The 7,040-nt window shown below is 28.9% G+C and carries 7 protein-coding genes; all 7 read left to right on the top strand.

What is annotated here, in order from left to right; genetic code table 11:
* Positions 1-651 precede the first annotated feature (651 nt).
* The 7 genes from Q0K80_RS02365 (at position 652) to Q0K80_RS02335 (ending at position 6,628) form a co-directional block, all read left to right on the top strand.
* A complete protein-coding gene (locus tag Q0K80_RS02365; protein WP_294602592.1) occupies positions 652-1,770 on the top strand; it encodes an ABC transporter permease in 1,119 nt (372 codons plus the stop codon).
* Positions 1,767-2,330, top strand: coding sequence for a hypothetical protein (locus tag Q0K80_RS02360; RefSeq protein WP_294602589.1), 564 nt, complete (start codon positions 1,767-1,769; stop codon positions 2,328-2,330). The genes Q0K80_RS02365 and Q0K80_RS02360 overlap by 4 nt, the downstream gene beginning before the upstream one ends.
* Positions 2,331-2,465: 135 nt before the next feature.
* Positions 2,466-3,008 (top strand): hypothetical protein, encoded by a 543-nt coding sequence (locus tag Q0K80_RS02355; RefSeq protein ID WP_294602587.1) that lies wholly within the window; start codon positions 2,466-2,468, stop codon positions 3,006-3,008.
* An 11-nt stretch (positions 3,009-3,019) separates the two neighbouring features.
* Positions 3,020-3,517 (top strand): ABC transporter ATP-binding protein, encoded by a 498-nt coding sequence (locus Q0K80_RS02350; protein WP_294602584.1) that lies wholly within the window; start codon positions 3,020-3,022, stop codon positions 3,515-3,517.
* A gap of 53 nt (positions 3,518-3,570) precedes the next feature.
* The gene (locus Q0K80_RS02345; protein WP_294602581.1) at positions 3,571-3,888 is read left to right on the top strand and encodes a hypothetical protein; all 318 of its coding nucleotides are present in this window, start codon (positions 3,571-3,573) and stop codon (positions 3,886-3,888) included.
* Positions 3,889-4,252: 364 nt separating this feature from the next.
* Positions 4,253-5,461: an adenine-specific methyltransferase EcoRI family protein gene (locus Q0K80_RS02340; protein ID WP_294602578.1), complete on the top strand. Its 1,209-nt coding sequence runs from the start codon at positions 4,253-4,255 to the stop codon at positions 5,459-5,461.
* Between the two features lie 6 nt (positions 5,462-5,467).
* Complete coding sequence (locus tag Q0K80_RS02335) at positions 5,468-6,628, top strand: DUF262 domain-containing protein (RefSeq protein WP_294602575.1); 1,161 nt, start codon at positions 5,468-5,470, stop codon at positions 6,626-6,628.
* The last annotated feature ends 412 nt before the right edge of the window (positions 6,629-7,040 follow it).

The following is a 7,040-nucleotide window of genomic DNA, read 5'->3' as shown; positions in this document are numbered from 1 at the left end:
AGAGCACGTCATTAGTAATGATGAGGTCGGAGGTTCGAATCCTCTAGTCAGCATTCAGAAGAGTAAAATTAGTAAAATAACCTTGATATATCAATGTTTTCTGTTGGTAAGTTAAGGCTATTTTTTGTTTATTAAAGATAATTATGCACACAATTAGGTAGGCATTATGGCTGATATAGCAGGCTTTTTGCCCGCTTTTTTGTGCACTAAGTTTAATCAAAATTATAAAAATATTATTGAATTTGAAAAATTAGTTAAAAATTAAATTATAAGAGTATAATTGAATAATAAATTTTAAAGAACTAATAATTCTTAAGATTTAAAATATTTATTATGAGTTAAAACTAGAAGATCATAGGTAAAGTAGGATCTGCTTTGTTAGATTTAAAGGTTGAAGAAAGTTAAGCTAATTCATAGATTAAAAAACTATGTTAAAAACTATTGGCATATGTATTTGGTCAAGTTTTAGTCCATTGCAACATATTGCAGCCTTAGATTAATTTATAAATCTAATCAAAGCTTTTGGGAATAATAACTAAGAGATTTTTTACAAATCGGAAAGTGGATTATATTAACTCAATTCTAAATATAATGACTCATAAAATAAAATGGCAAACGGGTTAGTTGTATTTATACTAAAAGGTGGTTATTATGAATCGATATTATTTTAAAGCTAATTTTAAAATTGCAATAAAATCGAAAAAGAACTTTCTTTTAGTCTGTTTATTAATAATTTCTATGACTTTCTTCCTCTTTGTAGTTGAAACTCAAAAAATTGGCGATGGCTATCGCCAGTGGCGGGACTACTATGAATCTGTACAAGTAAATGAAGATTATTTTGATGGTAGTTCTCTTCGTCAAAAAAATTATAAACAAACTTATGCAAATTTATGCAAACAATCAGCTTATATTGCTGTTTTGCAAAATGGTGAAGTGTTTTCCGATCCACAGACTTATTTAAGAGGATCGGAAAATCTAATTGAGACAATGCTTGACGGTTATAAGAATAATTATAAAGGTGCTAAAACTCTTAATGTGCCGCCCAAATATGAACTTTACCAAAAACTGGCTACATACAAATACCTTTATCAACATCACATTCCAGTTGTGATGAACTCTAAAGCATCTTCAACATATTTAGTTTATATTTTGTCCATGTTAGGAAGCCTTATTTTCCTTTATATTCTTTTTATTTCAAATGATGTTTGGATATTGAAATTACGACATAGCAGTCTTTTGAAAAATATTCCTTATAGAAATAAAGATGAAATTTCTGGGAAAACTACAATCAATATTGTCTTAACTATCATCCCTGTGTTAATAGAAATTGTAGCTGCATATATTTTTGCGGGTGTGCGTAATGGTTTTGTTACGTTAAATTATCCTAATGTATTTTACTTTAATAAAATTTTCGCAATACCATTATGGGCTTATTGTTTATTATTTTTGGTATATGTTGTTCTGCTTGTATTATTTACTACATCATTGACTTTATTTCTTAATCAACTAACTAAGAATGTTTATTTAACAACTTTAATAGGGATGTTAGTTTATGCTATTTCTTATCTTCCTGGCACCATTAGTAAATATCTTTTTTGGCTACCATCATCATATCTAAATATTACTAATGTTTTTAATGGAACGGTAGCTAATACAACCGAATTGAATTTCTTAAATTGTTGTACTGGTGCACTAATATTAATGATTTGGTCACTAATATTTATGAGTTGTTTTAGTTATTTGGTCAATAAAGGGAAGAGAGTAAGATGAGATGGCATTATTTTATTTCTCAATTAAAAGCCTTTTTTGTTAATCCTAAAAATATCGGATTATATATTGCCACTGCTTTGTTATCTCTATATTTTGGCCTGGTAAGTGTACCTAATCATCATGTCATTAATCGTGTTGATCCATACTCTATTCAAAAAGAATATAAGAATGATACTGCCTTTCTTAAAAGTGCTAAAAAACAATATGAACAAGTAAGAAAGCCGTGGCTTACAATAGATCCAAGCGCAGGAGCAAAAGATGCGATTGAAACCTATCCTACAATACTTAAATATGATAAAAAAAGATTAGCAGCATTAAAAGCAAATGACTGGAAAGAGTATGCTTTATATTCTAGTAAGTGGTACAAGTATGTTGATAATTTGATCTTCGTTGAAGAAAATCAAAATTATATGTATCCAGTTGAGTATGGACATAATGGAATTTATAAAGAAAATGGGCATTATGGCTATCAACAAACTTATCACCTTTATAATGCACTTTTAGCTAGTAAAGCAAAATTAAATAAGAACGTGTTAGAAGAAAGAACAGCACTGCAGTGAATTCAAAACTCTTTATCTGGTTGGACAACTTTAATTTTAATAATAATTGTTATCTTTTTTGCAGCTGATATTCTTACTAATGATTATAAATATCGTACGGTAGTAAAAAATATTCCCCTAAGCAAAAGTACTATCTTGTGGCTAAAAACCGCAGTAGTTGAGATTAGCGTCCTGCTTGATTTCTTGATGGCTTTTATTATAGCAGTAGTATGTATTGCTCCCAAATATGGACTGGGATCATTTAATTTAAGGACTACTTTTTATATGGGAAGACTATATTTTAAAGTGCCATTTACTTATTTAACGTTAGGAACGTATTATTTGCAGCTGAGTATTTTTGCAATACTGATTGTGTTTATATTTATTCGTTTAACACTCTTGATATCTTTATTAAGCAGAAATGAATACGTTGCAGAAATTCTTTCCAGTTTATTTGCGGTAGCTGGGAAGGTACTGTATTTCTCATCGGGGATGGGTTTTGTTTATCCATTTTTACAATATTTGCCAACCACGTATTTTACAATTGGTGATAGCCTATCTGGTAACTTATCTTATTTAATGGATACTCCAGGATGGGGCTTCAATGCCGGAATTGTGCCTTTAGTACTAACAGTTTTAGCTATTGAACTAGTTATGTTGTTAATTTATAGGATAAAGAAAATACCTTTAATTAAATGAGGTGAAATGCAATGTTAAAAATTAATCATTTAACTCTAAATTTTGGTGAAAAAAAGATTTTTACTGATTTATCTCTTGCCTTTGAAAAGGGACAAATCATTGGATTAGTTGCACCTAATGGTACAGGTAAATCTACTTTAATTAATATTATTTTGCATAACCTTACACCTCAAAAAGGTTTTGTTGAATATAATGGGATGCGCTATAAAAATGAGCATGATATTGTTAAATTACATAAACAGATATGTGCTTTTCCCGATCAAAGTGAATTATTTCCATTTATGACTGGACGAGATCATTTAAAACTTTATGCGGACTTATGGAATAAGCCTGAAAAATCCGTTAATGGAATTATCGACGAACTGAATATGAGTAGTTATGTTGATCATAAAGTTGAGACCTGTTCATTAGGAATGAAGCAACGTTTATGTTTTGCAATGGTTGTGGCTGCTGATACTCCTGTTATGTTATTAGATGAGGTAATGAATGGACTAGATCCCAAAACGTAGCATTAATTTCAAAAGTGCTTGTTAATTTAAAAGAGAAACAAAAGCTAATTATTATGGCTTCACATTTATTATCGAATTTACAAACTTATGCGGATCGAGTCCTGTTTCTAAAAGATGGTGCTATAAATAAAGATTTTGATAATAAAAAGCCAGATAAACAATACTTGAAAGTTGAAAAAACTGAAGAACTTTTGGGATTTCTAAGTAATTTGAAGTATGAAGAATTACCCGATAACTTAATCTTGATACCTATTTCTGAAAATAATCAAGATGACCTAAAAGCATTATTTTTAGAGCTATTACAACACCATATTCAATGCTCAATAGGAAGAATAAGTATTGAAGAATTATTCGACAAAATTTATGAATAAAATAAAAGGTCTAAAAAATATATTGACATTTAATTATCAATAAAGATTACATCTTGAGTAATTCAATTATTGTTTTAGCCGTAACAAGACTGTGAGATGTACATCTTAAAAACAATGTTTTGGTCTTTAATAGTGAGAGCAAATTAATATATTTACTAAAAGAGGACAAAAACCTTATAAAAATATTGAGTAGAGTTAGTATTTATTATAAGGAGCAAGAGTAAGATGTCCTCTTTTTTATGCAATAAAAAAACTACTAGCAGCTTATCACAGGGATAAGTCATTGATAGGATAAATTATAGAACCGTTTTTTTGCGTACACTTTTGCTGTAAAATGAATTTATGATATTTATGAGGTGTTTTAATGGCAAATCAAAATTTGACCAATGCTAAAAAAGATAAAAAAGATGAATTTTATACCAGATGGGAAGAAATAGAAAAAGAAGTTAGTGCCTATATTGAATATAATAAAGATGTTTTTAAAGGAAAGACTATTTTATTACCGGCAGATGATCCATTCGAAAGTAACTTTTTTAAATATTTTGCGGTTCATTTTAATGATTACGGGCTAAAAAAGCTTATTGCTACAAGTTATGATTCTAGTCCTATTGTTAATCAACAACTTTCTTTATTTGGAGATGATGAAAAAGAAAAGAGAGCAGGTAAGGCTTATAAAATACAATTAACCTATGTAAATGACTTTGATAATGATGGCGTTTTTAACATAGAAGATGTGGAACAGGCTCTCCAAGCTGAGAAATTAAATTTGAATAGTTCTAAAGGATCAAAAGTACTTAGCTATTTACATGGTGATAAGGATTATGTTCCTGGAGATTTCAGAAGTAAAGAGGTAACAAAACTCCGCGATGAAGCTGATATTATTGTTACCAATCCACCGTTTTCATTATTTAGAGAATTTATGAATTGGGTTGAACCCTTAAGACGTTGTGTCTTAGTAATAGGCAATTTAAATGCTATTACTTATAAAGAAATTTTTCCTTTAATAAAAAATAATAATTTATGGCTTGGGGCTACAAACTTTAATACCGGAATGTATTTTAATGTTCCTAATAATTTTGAATATAAAAAGTCTTATCATTTCTTAAAAGAAATAGATGGTCAGAAGGTTAATCGTGTTCCTGGTGTTTGCTGGTTTACTAATCTTGAGCATGGGAGAAGACATGAACCCTTATCATTGATGTCTATGGCAGACAATATAAAATTTAGTAAACATAAGCAGGTTAAGGATCATCAATATCAAAAATATGATAACTATGATGCTATCGAAGTACCGTTTACTGATTCTATTCCTGCTGATTATAATGGCATCATGGGTGTTCCTATAACTTTTTTAGATAAATATAATCCTAATCAATTTGAAATATTAGGCATGTGTGAAAATAAAGACTTATATCACTTAAAAACAAGAGTTTTCACTACAGAAGAATGTCATCAGGCTTATGAAGCTAAATTTCATAAGAAAGGGACGTATGACTTAAATGCTTCTGGAGTTATAAACAAAGATGGAAGGTTCGAAAAGGTTTATCAAAGAGTTTTGATAAAAAGGATATAAAATAATATGCAAACTACATTAAAACAATATAAAATTAGTAAAATAGTAGATGGATTCGTTTACAATGAGTACGAAGGAAAAGGGTTGTTTGGCTTATCTGGTAAATTAACAATTCAACCAGAGTATCAACGAAATTATATTTATGCTGAAAAAAATCGTGAAGAAGCAGTTATTGATTCGCTTTTAAAAGGTTATCCGTTGGGACTAATTTATTTTAATAAAATTGGAGAAGACAAGTTTGAAGTTTTAGATGGTCAGCAACGTATAACCTCAATTGGTAGATTCACGAAAGGCAAATTTGCTATCAATATTAATGGTAATGAAACTTATTTTTCAGGTTTAAGTCAAGATCAAAAAGATAAGATTATGAATTCCAGTTTATTAGTTTATATTTGTGAGGGTTCAGAGAGTGAGATGAAGGAATGGTTTAAAACTATCAATATTGTAGGTATTCCACTTAATTCTCAAGAATTATTAAATGCTATTTACTCAGGGCCGTTTGTGACTATGGCTAAAGAAGAGTTTTCTAATAGTCAAAATGCAAATATTCAAAAATGGAGTGCATATATTAAAGGTGTAGCTAATAGACAAGATTACCTTAGAACAGCATTAGACTGGGTTAGCCAGGGTCGTATTGATGAATATATGTCTAAGCATCGCTATGATTATGATATAAATGAATTAAAATCTTACTTTAATACTGTTATTGATTGGATTTCAGGAATATTTATTATAGTAGAAAAACCTATGAACCAGCCTAATTGGGGTGAACTATATGAAGAGTATCATAAGAATGCATATGACCCTAATAAAATAAATAAACTTGTACAAGATTTAATGGCAGATTCTGATGTTACAAAAAAAGCTGGAATTTTTGAGTATGTCTTAAGTGGAGAAAAAGATCCTAAATTATTAAATATTAGAAAATTTTCGGATAATGATAAAAGAACAAAATATAAGTCTCAAACAAATCAAGCTAAAAAAGAGGGAACTTCTAATTGCCCAATTTGTAACACTGATAAAAATTATAAGCATACAGATTATATTTGGAAGTACAAGGAAATGGAAGGAGATCATATAAAGCCTTGGTCCGAAGGTGGAAGAACTGAACTTTCAAATCTCCAAATGTTATGTAAGCATCATAATAGTATGAAGTCTAATTATTGATTTACAAAAAACTAGGTTTTTGCTAAATTTGAGTAAAGAAAAGCTCTTTTATAATACATTGTATTATACCTATATCATTCATGAAAGATGTTACTGGTAATTTGAAAGCAAGTACTAAAGGCTATTTTGACATAGTAATAGTATTACTTCAGTTTTATAAAAATATACTATTATTTTTATTTTGTTGATTTAAGAATTGTTTAATGCTATTATTAAGCAACTAAAAATTTATAAAATAATAGTCTGTAACATTTTATTAGAAACATTTTATAACTAGTAACTTGTTTTATGACTTAATGCTGCTACTAGACTTTTAATGTATTAATCTTAGGGGTTTTTATGAAAGAGTAAGGTAGTATGATGAAACTATATTTTTTAGCTTATAGCAAGTGTTATAGTTCTTCTAACATTG

It is taken from the genome of uncultured Lactobacillus sp. (assembly GCF_945290125.1).
Taxonomy (GTDB): domain Bacteria; phylum Bacillota; class Bacilli; order Lactobacillales; family Lactobacillaceae; genus Lactobacillus; species Lactobacillus rizhaonensis.
This window is presented reverse-complemented; position numbering and strand designations above follow the sequence as displayed.

Bases quoted from the DNA above. Each gene is read 5' to 3' on its own strand.
- Q0K80_RS02365 (WP_294602592.1), top strand. From the start codon at position 652: ATGAATCGATATTATTTTAAAGCTAATTTTAAAATTGCAATAAAATCG.
- Q0K80_RS02360 (WP_294602589.1), top strand. From the start codon at position 1,767: ATGAGATGGCATTATTTTATTTCTCAATTAAAAGCCTTTTTTGTTAAT.
- Q0K80_RS02350 (WP_294602584.1), top strand. From the start codon at position 3,020: ATGTTAAAAATTAATCATTTAACTCTAAATTTTGGTGAAAAAAAGATT.
- Q0K80_RS02345 (WP_294602581.1), top strand. From the start codon at position 3,571: ATGGCTTCACATTTATTATCGAATTTACAAACTTATGCGGATCGAGTC.
- Q0K80_RS02340 (WP_294602578.1), top strand. From the start codon at position 4,253: ATGGCAAATCAAAATTTGACCAATGCTAAAAAAGATAAAAAAGATGAA.
- Q0K80_RS02335 (WP_294602575.1), top strand. From the start codon at position 5,468: ATGCAAACTACATTAAAACAATATAAAATTAGTAAAATAGTAGATGGA.